Genomic DNA, 14,221 nt, shown 5'->3' on the forward strand with positions numbered 1-14,221 from the left:
GTTAATAACCGGCCGGGAGGGGTCTTCGGGAGGCAAATTCGCAACCCATTTTCGATCAATGGATTGCGATTTCGATTTGGGGCGAATCTCCACTTATCCACAGAGCGGTCGAGCGCCCTGTGGACAAGTCAGCAAGCGGCTATGCGTGTGAAGGACGGGGCCTGTATTCGTCGCAAGAAGCGCTCGATGCGCCGCACGGCCTCCTGAAGATCCTCCATCGAGGTCGCGTAAGCGCAACGAACGAATCCCTCTCCGCACGCGCCGAACGCCGTTCCGGGAACGACTGCCACTTTTTCCTCTTCGAGCAGGCGAAGCGCGAATTCTTTTGAGGTCAACCCGAGATGTCCGATGGAGGGAAATGCATAAAACGCGCCGGTCGGGCGCATGCAGGGCAAACCGAGTTCCTGAAAGGAACGGTGAAGGAAATTGCGACGCCGCCGGTATTCGTCGCGCATTTCTTCGACGTCATTTCCCGGGTTTTGCAGCGCTTCGACGGCTGCTTCCTGACTGATGACCGAGGCGCAAAGCATTGTGTATTGGTGGATTTTCATCATCGCCTCGATCAGGTCAGCTGGCCCGCAGGCGTAGCCGAGGCGGAAACCAGTCATGGCCCACCCTTTCGAGAAGCCGTGGAGGAAGATGGTCCGGTCGCGCATGCCGGGGACGGATACCACGCTGGCGTGGGGCTGATCGTACGTCAGTTCCGCGTAGATCTCATCGGTGATCACGATCAGGTCATGCTCGATGGCGAACTCGGCGATCGACCGCACATCTTCGCGCGTAAGGGTGGCGCCAGTGGGGTTGTTGGGATAATTGAGCATCAGAGCCTTGGTGCGAGGCGTCGTGGCGGCTTCGAGCCGGTCGCGGGTGATGCGAAAGCCGTCGGCCGGGCCGGTCTCAATGGCCACGGGTTTGCCGTGCGCGAAGAGGATGACAGGACCGTAAGACACGTAGCAGGGCTCGTGGTAGATCACTTCATCGCCAGGCTCAATGATGGCCCGAAGCGCGAGGTCAAGCGCCTCGCTCACCCCGACAGTGATGAGGATCTCCTTTTCCGGCTGGTAGCGGACGCCGTACTGACGTTCGACATAATCTGAAATGGAGCGCCGCAGGGAGAGAAGCCCGAGGTTCGAGGTGTAGCCGGTGTTGCCGCGTTCGAGGGCGTGAACGGCAGCCTCGCGGATGTGCCAGGGCGTATCGAAATCCGGCTCGCCGATTCCGAGGCTGATGACGTCGCGCATCGTGCTGACAATGTCGAAGAAGTCCCGGATTCCGGACCGGGGTATGTTTCGGACATGGGATGCCACTTTAGTTTCGATCCGACTCATGGCGGCCTGTCCGAAATCAGGGTGATACTTTGAGGCGCTCGGCGCCTTCCGAGGGGTTCATCAGGACACCATTGGCCTTATAGGTCTTGAGCATGAAGTGGGTGGCGGTCGATATGACGCCGCGGATGGTCGCGAGTTTTTCGCTTACAAAGAAGGCGACTTCCTTCAGGTCCTTTCCCGACACGAACAGCAGCAGATCGAATGCGCCGGACATCAGGTATACGGACTGGACTTCTGGAAATTTGCTGATGCGTTCAGCGACGGCGTTGAAACCGCCCTCGCGCTCCGGGGTCACTTTGACCTCGATGACGGCGGTCACCCTGTTGACAGAGAGCTGGTCTTCGTTAACGACAGCCTGATAGCCTCGGATTACGCCGGCCTTTTCATACTCCGCAATCCGACGCCGTACCTCCTCCGGGGTGAGGTCGAGCATTTTCGCCAGATTCTCGGGCGTCTCCAGCGCGTTGCGCTTGAGCAGCATCAGCAGTTCGTCCATATCCGCAGGCGCCTTTCGTATCGATGCAAAGAGAATCTCGTTAGTATCGCGGGCGGCGGGGGGGCGTCCAGCCTTTTGTTTGTGTCGCGGACGCCGGGGTCGCCGGCGCGCCGACTCCCACTTTGACAGTGCGAGGTCGCTTTGATATGGTCCGCGCCAATTGCGCGGGTTTGCGCCATGTCTTCGTTACTCGAGCGTCCGGTGTTGGTGCTGAACCGCCTCTGGCAGGCGGTCAATGTGTGTACCGCCGAGCGGGCATTGACACTGCTATTCACGGGCCATGCGCAGGTTGTGTATCAGGACGCGAACGGGTTCCAGACCTTCACCTTCCGCGAGTGGTGCGATTTTTCGCCGGCAGACGAGCCCGATGAGGTCATCCACACCATCCGATTCCGCATCCCGATCCCTCGGGTGATTTTGCTGCTGTTCTTCGATCGGCTTCCGGCCAAGGAGGTCAAGTTCACGCGTCAAAATGTTTTTGAACGAGACAAGAACACGTGCCAGTACTGCGGCCGGAAGTTCGACCGCAAGGACTTGAACCTCGACCACGTGATTCCGCGGCAACAGGGCGGCCTGACCACATGGACGAACATCGTCTGCAGTTGCATTGAATGCAATCGGCGCAAGGCCAATCGGACGCCGGAGCAAGCCGGCATGCACCTAATCCGGAAGCCGAAAAAGCCTCGCTGGCGTCCCTTCCTCGAGGTGCATTTTCACAAATGCGCCCACCATTCGTGGCGCCATTTCCTCGATTTCGCGTATTGGAATGTCGAACTCGGCGAGGACGAGTAGGGCAAGCCGGTCGGAGGGGCGCTGACGACCGGCATGGCCTTCCCATTCCGGGAGTTGCGAGCCGCTGGAAAAAATTCGCGCGTCCATCTGGACAGCCAACACGGCAAGCGGGTAGTAAATCTGGACCTGAAGGGCGCGGCGTGGCGCCGTGAAAAGGAGCACCCATGTCACCCAATCGCAGAAAGCCCAATTACCCGGACGAGGAGTCTGACATGTACAGCGATTTCGAGGCCGAGGAATGCCCCGTCTGCCATCAGGAATTCCGCGACGGCGTCTGTCCGATCAATTCGGCGGACTGCCCTTATCTCCTCGGCGAGGACGAGGAGGATGAATTTGCAGACGACGATGAGTTTGCGGACGAGGAACCCGACTTCGAGGACGTCGAAGATCTGGATGAAATTCTCGACGAAGACGAGGAGGCCGATCGCCTGGTCGAGGAAGAGGAGGATTTCTCCGAAGACTTTGATGAGGATGACGACTCGCGCTCCTGAGGGCTCGAGATCGTCGGTTCAAGGCTCGTAAAAGATGGCGCGGAATGATTGGGCCGGCTCTGCGCCCAGAAGCGCCTCATCGACCATGACTTCCTCGTCCACCGCGGGGAAATGCGGCCGGTTTGCGCTAATATCGAGCGGCGTCCATTCGCCGGCGGAAAGATCGTTGTTCCCCTCGATTCGCACACCGCGGTTGGCGACATGCACAAACCGCAGGCGCGGGCCGCCGTGCCACGCCGGGGAAATTTCCAGCCCCCCGCGCGCGCTGGCAGCATTGGTAGGCTGGGTTTTGAGCAGATACTCCAAATGATTCGGCTCGCCATCGCCATCCGGGTCACGATCGAGTCCAGCATCCGGATTTGCGGGGGAACCAAAATGGGCGGACTGCCATTCAGCAAACGTCAGGTGCGACGTCAGCGACCCGATCCAGGCGGCGATCAGCGCGACGCCTTGCGTGTCTACGATGGTTGAGCCGACAGGAGGCATCTGTCCGGGCCCCCGAATCGCCATCCGCGTGTGGATCATCGATTGGGCGGGCGCGCCTCTGCGGATCACGCGGTTATTCGTGTTGCCGAAATTATTCGCGAGGGATCCCTCGATCATGTGCGTCGCGGACAGCGGCGTAAAAATCCGCGTGTCGAAGCCCGACGGTACTGGTCCCCCCGGTAAATGGCAATGGGCGCAATTCGCGGCAAGATAGGACCGCGCGCGCTGTTCGAGGCTGACCGATTGATTCGTCGGAGGCACGAGCGCGCGAAGCAGGGTCACAGAGACGACGTTCGTCTGGAAATAGCCCAACGCCGCAAGACGTCGGATTTGGTTGGTAACATCGGTCGGGCCATAGGCGAAATCGCGATGGAGCTGGGGCGTTTGAAACCCGACCGCGAATCCGGCTGCGGAATTGTGACATGCGAGACATTCCAACCGCGAAGGATATTGCCAAATCTGCGTCCGCACGGTGCCCCCCTCCACGATGTGAATGGGCTCCTCCAAGCCGTGTTCCGGAACTAGGAAAGCCTCGGTTCCAGATTCGCCCCATCGATAGGTCAACCCGTATCCGCCGTCGGGCGCATCCGTCTTCACTAGCACCCGCGTCTCGAGCCGGCGCACGGACGAGGGCACTCCGGCCGTGGTCTCGATCTCGAAATGTTTGATCCAGACGGTTCCGGTTGGAAACGTCCACGATTGCTCGGGGTGAAACACCATGTGGAGATTGGTGCTCGGAATCGAGAACCATCGCTTTTTCGAGGCGCCATCGGCCCAGAAGGGCACATTGACGTCATAGGGGAGGATCCCTGGGTGCGTGGAAAGCGTCACCAGGTTTGAGAAGATTCCCGCCGCCGACAACTGTGCCGGGACGCCGCTGGTCGAAATAAGCGGCAGCAGCCGAAACACCTGCCCGTCCAATTTGGCCATCAGAACATCCCCATTTCGCGGATCGCGTCCAAAACCGACCACGGATCCAAGCGAGGTGAGCCACTTGAAGGACGTATTCGTTACGCCGTTGTCGGTCATCGCCCACACATTGCCGCGAACATAGTCGGCAAAAATGTAGTTCCCCACCAGTTCCGGCATGCGATCCCCGTAGTAAACGATTCCCCCCGTGATGGAGTTGCCCTTGTTGGTGCCTGTCCCATGCGCATAAGTCAGCAACGGACGCGTGTAGGCGGAGGCCGGGTGAGGTGTCGGTTTGGGTCCTGGCGCAAATCCTTCGAAGTGAGCCCACCCGTAATTGCCGCCGTTGGTGACCCAGTTCACCTCTTCCCAGGCGTTCTGGCCGACATCGGCAAGAAGGAGTCGGCCGGTGCGGGGATCGAATGTGAAGCGGAAGGGGTTGCGAAACCCGTGCGCCCAGAATTCCGTTCGAACCTGGTGGGGCACGAGGTTCGAGCCTAGGTAGTTGGTCACACCGACCAGCCAGTTGTCCGGCGGCACCGCATAATTCGTTCCTGCGCCGAGCGCGGGGTGAGGGTTGGGCGGCAGGCTACCGGGCCGAAAATCCACATCGATCCGCATCAGGCCACTAAAAAAGTCCCGATCGAGCACTTGCGAATTGTTGTAGTTATCATTGCCGCCGCCCTCGTCGCCCGTGCCTATGTAAAGGTAGCCGTCCGGTCCGAAGTGCAGGTCGCCAGCGTTGTGGTTTGCCGCATCATTAAACTGGCTGAACAGGATGCGCTCAAATGAAGGGTCGAACGCGTTGGCATTCGTCGGCGAGACGCGGAATTCGGAGGCCCGCGTGTGGAAACCTGTGCCCGTGCCATTCGTGGCGGTGGTCGTGTAAAAGCAAAAGAACCGCCCGTTGGTAGCAAAACCAGGGTGGAACGCGAGCCCGAGCAGGCCGCCCTCGGAGGTCGTGTTTACCCGCGACTGGATATTCATGAACACGGTTCGTGTCGGCGCGGCCAGGTTTGTGATCACGACGATGCGGCCGGCTCGCTCGACAACGAACAGGCGATTCGTCTCTCCCGGCGGTGACGCAATCGCAATGGGATTCGTGAAGACCACGCTGGGAAAAGCGACAGCGACGGTGTATCCCGTGGCGGCTGTCGCGGGCGGAACCCCGGGGAAAGCGAGAGTCGTGTTGGCGACACGCTGTGTGACCGCATGCGATGGGACCGCTGTGCCGACCGCTGCGCCGATGAGAATCAACCAAGCGCGAATCATATGAAGAAGTGTAGCACAAAGCATGCCGCTTGGTTATTCATTCAACGATGATTCGTTCGGGGCTGGATAATCTGATTCGAAACAGGGTCGATCTGAAGGGCCGCATCGGGTTGCTGACCCATCCGGCTGCGGTCGACCGAAAAGGGAGGCATGCGTCGGTAGTCCTCCGGGAGCTTCTCGGAGTCCGGCTGGCCGCGCTGTTTGGGCCGGAGCATGGCTACTGGGGCCGCAGCGGTGCGGGTGAAGGAGTTCCCGATGAGCGGCATCCCGCTTGGAACATCCCCGTTTATTCTCTCTACGGAGCCCATCGGCGACCGACGCGAGACATGCTCGCCGGCATCGACACCTTGGTGATCGATCTGCAGGACATCGGCGTGCGCTGCTACACCTTTGTTTCGACGCTGCGCCTCGCGTTGGAGGCATGCGCCGAATGCGGTATCCGCGTCGTCGTGTGTGATCGCCCAATTCCGCTCCCGCGGACCGTCGACGGCCCCCTCCCAAAGCCGGGATGCGAGTCCTTCGTCGCGGGCATTCCGGCGCCGTTTATTTATGGTATGACACCGGGCGAGACGGCGTTGTGGCTTCGGGACGAGCTCGGGCTGAAGGTGGAGATTCTCGTCGTTCGCGCGATGGATTGGCGCCGATCCGGTCGAGTGGCTCCCTACGTTTGGGTATCGCCATCGCCGGGCATCCGATACTGGCAAACGGCCTGGACCTATCCCATTACGGTCTTCACAGAAGCGCTACCGACGCTGGACTGCGGTCGCGGAGGAACGACGCCCTTCCAGATCCTGTGCGCACCGTGGCTCGATGCGGAACGTTTTGCGGCGCGGGTCAATTCCCTGCAACTTGCCGGACTATTCGCCGCGCCTATCTGGGCGCCGACGCCGGGCATTCGTCTGTGTGTCACGAATCCCGATGCCTTGCGGCCATTTCAGGCGATGGTGTCGATCCTTTGCGCGCTGCGCGACGACTACGGATCTGAGGCCGTCTGGTCGGCGCCCGGAACGCGCCCGGAATGGTTTGACCAACTCGCCGGCGATCCAGACGTCCGGGAAGCGCTTCTCGCCGGCACGGCAGCGCACGACATCGTCGCGATCTACTCCGCCAGTCTGCGCGCCTTTGCGCGGAAACGTGCTCGCTACCTGTTGTACAAGCCCTAAAGAATTCGTCGTTCCGGTTCGGAGATTCCGGAAAAAAACGGGCGGCCCAGATGGCCGCCCGTTTGGATATATCTGCCGTTTGGCGAGATGACTTAGTAGTCCATTCCGCCACCGCCCGGAGGAGGCGTTTCCTTCTTCTCCGGAATCTCGGTCACCATGCATTCGGTGGTGAGCAGAAGCCCAGCGATGCTCGCGGCGTTCTGCAGCGCCGTCCGCGTGACCTTGGTGGGATCGATGATGCCGGCCTTGAACATGTCGACATACTCTCCTGTCGCCACGTCATAGCCGTTGGCCCCCTTCTGCTTCTTGACCTCCTGCACGACAACCGCGCCTTCCTGACCGGCGTTGTCGACCAGTTGGCGAAGCGGCGCCTCGCAGGCGCGGCGGACGATATCGACGCCGATCGCCTCGTCGCCCTCGAGCTTGAGATCGTCGAGCGCGGACTGCGCGCGAATGAGCGCCACGCCGCCACCGGCAACGATTCCCTCCTCGACCGCGGCGCGGGTCGCATGGAGCGCGTCCTCGACGCGGGCCTTTTTCTCCTTCATCTCGGTTTCGGTCGCTGCGCCGACATTGATGACGGCCACGCCGCCCGCGAGTTTCGCCAGACGCTCCTGGAGCTTCTCGCGATCGTAATCGGAGGTGGTCTCCTCAATCTGCCGGCGGATCTGGTTGATACGGCCCTGGATGTCGGAGGTCTTGCCGGCGCCCTCGACGATGGTCGTGTTCTCCTTGTCGATCGTGATCCGCTTCGCTCGGCCGAGATCCGACAGTTGCACGTTCTCGAGCTTAATGCCGAGGTCTTCGGAGATGAAGCGGCCACCGGTGAGGATAGCAATATCCTCGCACATCGCCTTGCGGCGATCGCCGAATCCGGGGGCCTTCACCGCCGCGACCTGCAGCGTGCCGCGAATCTTGTTCACGACCAGCGTCGCCAGCGCCTCACCCTCTACGTCCTCAGCGATGATCAACAACGGACGGCCGCTCTTCGCGATGTTCTGCAGCAACGGCAGAAGATCCTGGAGGTTCGAGATCTTCTTCTCGTAGATGAGGATGTAGGCATCCTCGAGCACCGCCTCCATCGTTTCAGGGTTAGTGACGAAGTACGGCGAGAGGTAGCCCTTGTCGAACTGCATCCCCTCTACGACATCGAGCGTGGTTTCGATGCTCTTGGCCTCCTCGACGGTGATGGTGCCGTCCTTGCCGACCTTGTCCATCGCATCCGCGATGATTTCACCGATCGACTTGTCGCCGTTGGCCGAAATCGTCGCGACTTGGGCAATTTCCGCGCGATCCTTAACCTTCTTGCTCTGCTTCTGAAGGTTCTCGACGATTTTTTCGACCGCGGCGTCAATGCCCCGCTTGAGGCTCATGGGATTCGCCCCGGCTGTGACGTTCTTGAGGCCCTCGCGATAGATGGCTTCGGCCAGCACCGTCGCCGTGGTGGTCCCATCGCCCGCGACGTCGCTGGTCTTGCTGGCGACTTCGCGCACCATTTGGGCGCCCATGTTCTCGAAGGGATCCGGAAGCTCGATTTCCTTCGCGACGGTCACGCCGTCCTTTGTGATGGTCGGAGAACCGAACTTCTTGTCGAGAACCACGTTGCGCCCGCGCGGACCCAGGGTGGCCTTGACGGCGCGGCTCAACTTCTCCACGCCGGCCAGGATCGCCTGCCGCGCTTCCTGATCATACTTGAGTTGCTTCGCTGCCATACGTCGTGACTCCTGTTTCGATGCCCTGAAGACGGGCGTTTATTCCTCGATGATCCCGAGGATGTCCTCCTCGCGGATGATTTGATATTCCTTTCCGTCGATTTTGATCTCCGTGCCGCCATACTTGGGCATCAGCACGGTGTCCCCCTTCTTGACGTTGAAGGGGATCTTCTCACCCTTTTCATTCAGTTTGCCCGTACCGACGGCGATGACGACGCCCTCCTGGGGCTTTTCCTTCGCCGTGTCGGGAATGATGATCCCGCCCTTTTTGACTTCGGCCTCTTTCTTGGGCTCGACCAGGACGCGATCACCCAACGGTTGGATCTTCATGCGCAGTATTCCTCCATTATAGTTCCTACCTATTCCTTGGCCCCGGCACTCGCCAGGTTCGCCGAAACTCCTAAGCGGCCGGCGGCACGAGCTGCCGGCCCCTCGTTGTCAGGGTTTCTTCTTCTTGTCGTCGACCATCGTGAAATCCGCATCGATCACCGTGTCTGACCGGGACGAGTCGCCCGCGCTCGTCGATCCGCCGCGCGCCTGCGAGGAACCGGGACCCGCCGACGTTTGCTGGCGGACCCGGGCATACATTTCGGACGAGATGGCCTGGATCTGGGTGTTGACCTCCTCGATGCCGCTGCGGATGCGGGCGACGTCATTCGACTTGACTGCATCCTTGAGGGCGGAAATCGCCGACTCGAGGCGGGATTTCTTTTCCGCGTCAACCTTGTCCCCATGCTCTTTGAGAAACTTCTCCGCCTCATACGCCATGCTGTCCCCACGGTTTCGGGTTTCCGCCTCCTCGCGCCTGCGGGCGTCTTCCGCGGCGTGTAATTCCGCATCCTGACGCATACGCTCAATTTCCTCCTTGGTGAGGCCGCTGGATGCGGTAATCGTGATCTTCTGCTCCTTGCCCGTACCAAGATCCTTCGCGCTGACGTGCAGGATGCCGTTGGCGTCTATGTCGAAGGTTACCTCGATCTGCGGGACGCCACGCGGCGCCGGCGGAATACCGTCGAGATGGAACTTCCCGATCGTCTTATTATCCGCCGCCATCTTCCGCTCGCCCTGTAAGACGTGAATCTCGACGGATGTTTGATTGTCTGCGGCGGTGCTGAAAATCTCGCTTTTCCGTGTCGGAATCGTGGTGTTCCGCTCGATCAATGGTGTGAAAACTCCACCGAGAGTCTCAATCCCGAGGGTGAGCGGCGTTACATCCAGCAGGAGAACATCCTTCACCTCACCCTTGAGCACGCCGCCTTGAATCGCGGCGCCGACCGCCACGACTTCATCAGGATTCACGCCCTTGTGAGGCTCTTTGCCGAAGAACCGGCGGACGATCTCCTGCACCTTAGGCATGCGGGTCATTCCACCCACCAGAATCACCTCGTCGATGTCGGAGGGCTTAAGCCCGGCATCCCGGAGGCAATTCTCAACCGGGTTGATCGTCCGCTGGATCAAATCGTCGACGAGCTGTTCCAGCTTTGCGCGGGTCAACGTCATGTTAAGGTGTTTCGGCCCGGAACTGTCAGCCGTGATGAACGGCAGGTTGATTTCCGTGCTCTGCGAGCTGGAGAGCTCGATTTTCGCCTTCTCTGCGGCCTCTTTCAGCCGCTGAAGCGCCATCGGATCTTTGGAGAGGTCGATGCCATGCTCCTTTTTGAACTCACTAATCAACCACTCCATGATCCGAGCGTCGAAGTCGTCGCCGCCCAGATGTGTGTCGCCATTGGTCGCCTTCACCTCGAAGACGCCGTCGCCAATCTCGAGGATCGAGATGTCGAACGTTCCGCCTCCCAGGTCGTATACGGCGATTTTCTCGTCCTTCTTTTTGTCCAAACCATACGCCAGCGAAGCCGCAGTGGGCTCGTTGATGATCCGAAGCACATCCAGCCCTGCAATGCGGCCCGCATCTTTGGTGGCCTGCCGCTGACTGTCGTTGAAATAGGCGGGAACGGTGATGACGGCCTGCGTAATTTTCTCGCCGAGATAGGCTTCCGCGTCGGCCTTCAATTTCTGGAGGATCATTGCGGAAATTTCGGGAGGGGAATAATTCTTCTCGGCGATTTGGACATAAGCGTCGCCGTTGGACGCCGGCACTACCTTGTAAGGCACACGCGAAATTTCTGAGCCAACCTCGGAATACTTCCGGCCCATAAATCGTTTGATGGAGTAAATAGTATTGCTCGGATTGGTCACAGCCTGACGTTTGGCCGACTGACCGACCAACCGCTCACCCGTCTTAGTAAATGCCACGATCGAAGGCGTAGTACGGCCGCCCTCGACATTCGGGATCACGACAGGCTCGCCGCCTTCCATGATCGCCATGCACGAGTTCGTTGTTCCTAGATCAATCCCTAAAACCTTGGACATAGGCTCCTCACTTCCTTACCGCGACATTGAAAAGCAGTCGACGTGCCAACAAAACAACCCAAACCCGAAGTATTCTTTCTATGCCTTCTAAATCAACAAGTTACAAATAAAAAAACATTAGGAACATGCGGGCCCTACCGCGAAAAATGAGACATCATGTCACGCTTAAACCGTATCTGTGTGGCGAAGTGTCACGATAAACCTTGTGCCTAATTTTTGGTAATGGGAGCGTTCAGAAATCAGAGTTTCTGAATCGGTCTAGTTCCGAAGGCGAGAGCGAATGGAGGGTTTCGATGATTTTTTGGTCAGCCCTTCCAAAAGCAAATTGATCGAGTTCGGAAAGAGAGACCCAACGCCAGTCTGCGCAATGAACCGGGCGCGGCGTGCCCTTGAGGATCCGGCAGGTATGGGCGTGCAAATCCATAGTGAAATGGCTGAAGGCGTGGTAAACCGTCGCCAGCCGAGGGCCGACAGCAACCTCGATATCCAATTCTTCCTTCAGCTCTCTCGCGATGCAGGCCTCGATGGTCTCCCCGCACTCGCGCGTTCCACCCGGAAATTCCCATAGCCCGCCGAGCATCTCCCCGGGCTTCCGTTTCGCGATCAGGAGGCGGCCATCCCGCCGAAACACGACCCCGGCCCCAACCTCGCGATGCGGGATTCGTTTCGCCCGCTTGCGCCGAGGGAAATCCTCAGGCCGTCCCAATTCGCGGGCCGCGCACCAGCGGCCCCAGGGGCAGGCCGGGCAATCGGGATTGCGCGGTGTGCAGCAGGTCGCGCCGAGCTCCATGAGCGCCTCGTTGAAGGCTCCGGGCTGCTTCGGATCCAACAGCTCTTCCGCCATCTTTGCGACCTTGATGTGGTTCGCGCTACGGGACAGATCACCCTCGAAGCCAGTCAGCCGGGCAAGCACGCGCACGACGTTTCCATCAACAGCCGCAGCCCGAATACCGAAGGCGATGCTGCCGATGGCAGCCGCCGTATAAGGCCCGATGCCCGGGAGATTGCGGATGGATTCCAGATCGCGCGGAAAGCGGCCGGCATGTTTTTCGACAATCATTTGCGCCGCCGCATGTAGATTCCGCGCGCGCGAGTAGTAGCCGAGTCCTTCCCATGCCTTCAGCACCTCATCCCGAGATGCCCGGGCCAGCCGCTGCACAGATGGAAATCGCGAGACGAATTTTTTGTAGTAAGGAATGACCGTATCGACCCGGGTTTGCTGCAACATGATTTCGGAGATCCAGATCCGGTACGGAGTCCGCGCGACGCGCCACGGAAGGACGCGCGCATTCGCGGCAAACCAAGCCAACAGGCTTTTGCGAAGCGCCCGGCAGCGCGAAGGCGTAAAGATCGGCGTCATTCAGCTCACCGCAGGCTGTATTCCGGATCCTCCGCCCGCCGCTGCTGTTGTTCAGCGGGCGATCGAATTTTGGGCGCATCGGCGTCGGCGATCGGCTGTGGCGCTGAAACCGTGTTCAACGCGGTGTCAACCATCCACATGTAGCCGCGATTCACGATCTGGCTGTCCAGTCCCACCCACTTGTAGGTGTAGCGCACCTCGAACCTTGTGGCGGCACGACGGCGAGTGTGCCAGCGGGGAAATAACGGTTGCCCGCTCGGCGAACGGGAAAGGCGGTCGATCCAGTTGGAAACCGTGCCCTCTCCACCGTCCGGCGCCGGCTGTTGCAGCACGAGTCGAACCAATTCCTCCTCGGTAGCAGCCGCGGGCAACAGTCCCTGCGTGAAGTCGCGGCTTGGTCCGTCCAGCGGAGTGGACTCATCAGTGGTTTCGGACCATCCGCATCCCGCTGCACCTGCAAGTCCCACGACAGCCAACCACCGGCCTGCACCCTTCAAGACCCTTGCGATTCGTGTGGGCATGGCGTTTCCGGCCACAAAGTGTACCCTTCGCACCGTGCGATTCCAATTGCCGCCTCCAAGATTGACCTGCAATGGCTATTTTCATAGAGTTATTTACAGAGAGGTTGATACCATGTCCGGCGAACCCATACACCCGCGCGAAGGGGAAGAGACTCCCCCAAAAATCAAACTCACGATGGGATCAAAGGGATCGGATCCCTCTGCGCCCCGTCCCCCAGGCAAGACCGAGACAACCCGAATCGACCTGTCCAAAGCCGCGCAGTCAGCACCGTCGAAAGGTGATACGCAGGCCTTTCAAGTGGGCGCCCCGCCCAAACTGAATCAGACAATGCGGGTGGAGGTGACGATGCAGTCGCCTCCGAAACCGGAAACCACACGGATTTCCATTCCGGACGACGCGTTTATCAAAAAAAGCGGCGCCACTCCTCAGGCCACAACTGGCGTTGGCGAAGACATTTTCAAGAAATCGACCATTCCCGTAGGCATTCCGACACCGCCGCCTGCCCCGGCCGCGATCCCCAAAACGATCACGGTGAAAAAGCCGGTGAGCGAACCGCCGCCGGTCACCCCACCGGATCAGCGCGCAGTCAGCGAGGCCAAAAAAGGCGAGACCGCGCGAATCGACCTTCCAGAGACCGTTGGCGGGCGCCCGCCGACACGGCCGAAGACCATCCGAATCGTGCGGCCCGAGACCGCGCCGCGCAAGGCCATCACGATCAGCCGCGCCGAGGCGTCCGCCGCAGCATCGGAGACAGCGGGCAAGGTCGCGGGGGAGGAGTCGCCAGGAACGGTTTTCGCCGTGGTCGCCATTGCCGCGTTCCTCGTGCTGTGCGTGGTCATCTACATATTTGCCGCACAGACGTTCGCTCCCAACTTGCCGTTCCCCGGGAAAGTGTGAAACAACCGGACCGTAAGCTTATCAAGGGGTCCGCGAAACAGGGGTAATTATGTCAGAGAAAATTATTCATCTGAACACTGCCAACTGGGACTCCGTTGTCTCCTCTTCGGCCGTTCCGGTTCTCGTCGATTTTTGGGCTGAATGGTGCGGACCTTGTCGAGCGATCGCTCCCATCCTCGACGAGTTGGCTCATGAGCTGGCAGGCAAGCTGACCATCGCAAAAGTCAACGTTGATGAAGCGCCGGACCTGGCGATGAAATTTAACGTGCGATCAATACCGACTCTGTTGGTGTTCAAGGGCGGTCAGATTGTCGGTCACATGGTAGGATCGATGCCCAAATCCGCATTGAAAGCCAAGCTCGACGCGATTCTGGGTTCTTAATCCCAGGCGGGTTCTACGTTTAGATTTCAACGAGTTCACCG

Annotated in this window: 13 protein-coding genes; 5 read left to right on the forward strand and 8 right to left on the reverse strand. The window is 59.8% G+C overall.

The window, feature by feature from the left end:
• Positions 1 to 128 precede the first annotated feature (128 nt).
• On the reverse strand, positions 129 to 1,319 hold the full coding sequence (locus NZ740_06895) for an aminotransferase class I/II-fold pyridoxal phosphate-dependent enzyme (GenBank protein ID MCS6771739.1): 1,191 nt from the start codon (positions 1,317 to 1,319) through the stop codon (positions 129 to 131).
• 25 nt (positions 1,320 to 1,344) lie between these two features.
• Positions 1,345 to 1,824, reverse strand: coding sequence for an Lrp/AsnC family transcriptional regulator (locus tag NZ740_06900; protein MCS6771740.1), 480 nt, complete (start codon positions 1,822 to 1,824; stop codon positions 1,345 to 1,347).
• Between the two features lie 177 nt (positions 1,825 to 2,001).
• Between NZ740_06900 and NZ740_06905 the strand changes: the two genes are divergently transcribed.
• Entirely contained in the window at positions 2,002 to 2,616 is a 615-nt protein-coding gene (locus NZ740_06905) for an HNH endonuclease (protein ID MCS6771741.1), read from the forward strand.
• A gap of 164 nt (positions 2,617 to 2,780) precedes the next feature.
• Complete coding sequence (locus tag NZ740_06910) at positions 2,781 to 3,107, forward strand: hypothetical protein (protein MCS6771742.1); 327 nt, start codon at positions 2,781 to 2,783, stop codon at positions 3,105 to 3,107.
• An 18-nt stretch (positions 3,108 to 3,125) separates the two neighbouring features.
• Here the strand turns inward: NZ740_06910 and NZ740_06915 are convergent, their stop codons facing one another.
• Complete coding sequence (locus NZ740_06915; protein MCS6771743.1) at positions 3,126 to 5,774, reverse strand: PQQ-dependent sugar dehydrogenase; 2,649 nt, start codon at positions 5,772 to 5,774, stop codon at positions 3,126 to 3,128.
• A gap of 47 nt (positions 5,775 to 5,821) precedes the next feature.
• On the opposite strand from NZ740_06915, the gene NZ740_06920 reads away from it, so the two are divergent.
• Positions 5,822 to 6,937, forward strand: coding sequence for a DUF1343 domain-containing protein (locus tag NZ740_06920; GenBank protein ID MCS6771744.1), 1,116 nt, complete (start codon positions 5,822 to 5,824; stop codon positions 6,935 to 6,937).
• Positions 6,938 to 7,029: 92 nt separating this feature from the next.
• Here the strand turns inward: NZ740_06920 and groL are convergent, their stop codons facing one another.
• From groL to NZ740_06945, 5 genes are all read right to left on the reverse strand, one after another.
• A complete protein-coding gene (groL, locus tag NZ740_06925; protein ID MCS6771745.1) occupies positions 7,030 to 8,649 on the reverse strand; it encodes a chaperonin GroEL in 1,620 nt (539 codons plus the stop codon).
• A 39-nt stretch (positions 8,650 to 8,688) separates the two neighbouring features.
• Positions 8,689 to 8,979 (reverse strand): co-chaperone GroES, encoded by a 291-nt coding sequence (groES, locus tag NZ740_06930; protein ID MCS6771746.1) that lies wholly within the window; start codon positions 8,977 to 8,979, stop codon positions 8,689 to 8,691.
• 108 nt (positions 8,980 to 9,087) lie between these two features.
• On the reverse strand, positions 9,088 to 11,019 hold the full coding sequence (dnaK, locus tag NZ740_06935; protein ID MCS6771747.1) for a molecular chaperone DnaK: 1,932 nt from the start codon (positions 11,017 to 11,019) through the stop codon (positions 9,088 to 9,090).
• 232 nt (positions 11,020 to 11,251) lie between these two features.
• Entirely contained in the window at positions 11,252 to 12,379 is a 1,128-nt protein-coding gene (gene mutY, locus NZ740_06940; GenBank protein MCS6771748.1) for an A/G-specific adenine glycosylase, read from the reverse strand.
• Positions 12,380 to 12,384: 5 nt separating this feature from the next.
• The gene (locus NZ740_06945) at positions 12,385 to 12,900 is read right to left on the reverse strand and encodes a hypothetical protein (protein MCS6771749.1); all 516 of its coding nucleotides are present in this window, start codon (positions 12,898 to 12,900) and stop codon (positions 12,385 to 12,387) included.
• 112 nt (positions 12,901 to 13,012) lie between these two features.
• On the opposite strand from NZ740_06945, the gene NZ740_06950 reads away from it, so the two are divergent.
• Together NZ740_06950 and trxA are read left to right on the forward strand one after the other, a co-directional pair.
• Positions 13,013 to 13,798 (forward strand): hypothetical protein, encoded by a 786-nt coding sequence (locus tag NZ740_06950; GenBank protein ID MCS6771750.1) that lies wholly within the window; start codon positions 13,013 to 13,015, stop codon positions 13,796 to 13,798.
• A gap of 49 nt (positions 13,799 to 13,847) precedes the next feature.
• Positions 13,848 to 14,180, forward strand: coding sequence for a thioredoxin (gene trxA, locus NZ740_06955; GenBank protein MCS6771751.1), 333 nt, complete (start codon positions 13,848 to 13,850; stop codon positions 14,178 to 14,180).
• Positions 14,181 to 14,221 lie beyond the last annotated feature (41 nt).

The sequence above is a fragment of the Kiritimatiellia bacterium genome, assembly GCA_025054615.1.
GTDB lineage: Bacteria > Verrucomicrobiota > Kiritimatiellia > CAIVKH01 > CAIVKH01 > JANWZO01.

Excerpts from the sequence above, each read along its gene's own strand:
- NZ740_06915 (MCS6771743.1), bottom strand. The coding sequence starts at position 5,774 with ATGATTCGCGCTTGGTTGATTCTCATCGGCGCAGCGGTCGGCACAGCG.
- NZ740_06905 (MCS6771741.1), top strand. The coding sequence starts at position 2,002 with ATGTCTTCGTTACTCGAGCGTCCGGTGTTGGTGCTGAACCGCCTCTGG.
- trxA (MCS6771751.1), top strand. The coding sequence starts at position 13,848 with ATGTCAGAGAAAATTATTCATCTGAACACTGCCAACTGGGACTCCGTT.
- groES (MCS6771746.1), bottom strand. The coding sequence starts at position 8,979 with ATGAAGATCCAACCGTTGGGTGATCGCGTCCTGGTCGAGCCCAAGAAA.
- groL (MCS6771745.1), bottom strand. The coding sequence starts at position 8,649 with ATGGCAGCGAAGCAACTCAAGTATGATCAGGAAGCGCGGCAGGCGATC.
- dnaK (MCS6771747.1), bottom strand. The coding sequence starts at position 11,019 with ATGTCCAAGGTTTTAGGGATTGATCTAGGAACAACGAACTCGTGCATG.
- NZ740_06920 (MCS6771744.1), top strand. The coding sequence starts at position 5,822 with ATGATTCGTTCGGGGCTGGATAATCTGATTCGAAACAGGGTCGATCTG.
- mutY (MCS6771748.1), bottom strand. The coding sequence starts at position 12,379 with ATGACGCCGATCTTTACGCCTTCGCGCTGCCGGGCGCTTCGCAAAAGC.
- NZ740_06900 (MCS6771740.1), bottom strand. The coding sequence starts at position 1,824 with ATGGACGAACTGCTGATGCTGCTCAAGCGCAACGCGCTGGAGACGCCC.
- NZ740_06945 (MCS6771749.1), bottom strand. The coding sequence starts at position 12,900 with ATGCCCACACGAATCGCAAGGGTCTTGAAGGGTGCAGGCCGGTGGTTG.
- NZ740_06950 (MCS6771750.1), top strand. The coding sequence starts at position 13,013 with ATGTCCGGCGAACCCATACACCCGCGCGAAGGGGAAGAGACTCCCCCA.
- NZ740_06910 (MCS6771742.1), top strand. The coding sequence starts at position 2,781 with ATGTCACCCAATCGCAGAAAGCCCAATTACCCGGACGAGGAGTCTGAC.